Here is a 1,042-nt window from a genome sequence, read left to right as displayed (position 1 = left end):
AATACCCGTCCGTTAGCTGTCATTATATGAAGACACCGTTTATAATAACCATTTCTTTTTTGACTTTTTTTGCTTCTTGTGACACTTCAAAAAAGAAAAAAGTAGATATAAAAACTTTATCTCATAATGATACATTGCAACCTTACCGTTCAAATACAAAAAACCAACTCCAAGAAACTTTAAAGACAATTACTAAAAATATTAAACCTATTTTTGGTTATAGGTTTATTATATCAGGCGACTTTGACGGAGATGGCAAAAAAGAAAAACTTGTAGAGCATTATTATTCGGCACTTGACAACAAAGAAACTAATAAGTTCTATGATAGTTTATCTGAATACGAACAACTTGTTGAACTTACGATAAAGAAAAAGCCTTTTTCGTTCGTATTATCCGACAATATAATTATTGACACATTACATATTTCTTTTGGGGGACAATTATTAGGACTGGCATATCTAAAAAATGAAGGAGACCTAAACGGAGACGGAACTGACGAAGTATCGTATGTTGTGAATTGGGCTGATTGGTCAAATTTGAATACTTGGCATCTAGTAACATACAAAAATAGAATGTGGACAGAGTTGTATTCATTTCCAATTTGGGACTGGCAACTACCAAACCTTCCTAAAACTTTTAATCAAATTGAACTGTTTGAACTTGAACAAAAAATAATCAATACCACAAACGATACTATCAACAAGAAAATAGAAAAAGAACTTTCGAATTTTAAAGGACTTGTAAAAAAAATTAAGCGGAGTAAAATTCAAGTAATATTTAGAAATGATGAAGCCGAAGAAGACACAATGATTGTAGATCTAAAGCAACATTTATAAAAACAATAACGACAGCTAACATCGGTATTTGCAAAATCTGGGCTGGACGAATAGGTCATCGGCTGGAACAGTTCTAATTAGCTGCGGTTCGGGCAGGACTTTACTAATCAACATTATTTCTTAATTTCAACATCAACTAAAAATCAGCATCGGTCGGGCGGACGGAACTCCAAATTCCCAGTCTTCGCAAATACCCGGCCGTTAGC

1 protein-coding gene is annotated in these 1,042 nt (G+C 33.4%); it reads left to right on the top strand.

Going from position 1 to position 1,042, the window contains the following annotated elements; genetic code table 11:
* On the top strand, positions 1 to 836 hold an 836-nt coding region (locus ACFOWM_RS13915), incomplete at its 5' end, for a hypothetical protein (protein WP_379711215.1).
* Positions 837 to 1,042: the final 206 nt, after the last annotated feature.

Source organism: Ferruginibacter yonginensis, from assembly GCF_042651465.1.
GTDB classification, from domain to species: domain Bacteria; phylum Bacteroidota; class Bacteroidia; order Chitinophagales; family Chitinophagaceae; genus Ferruginibacter; species Ferruginibacter yonginensis.
This window is presented reverse-complemented; position numbering and strand designations above follow the sequence as displayed.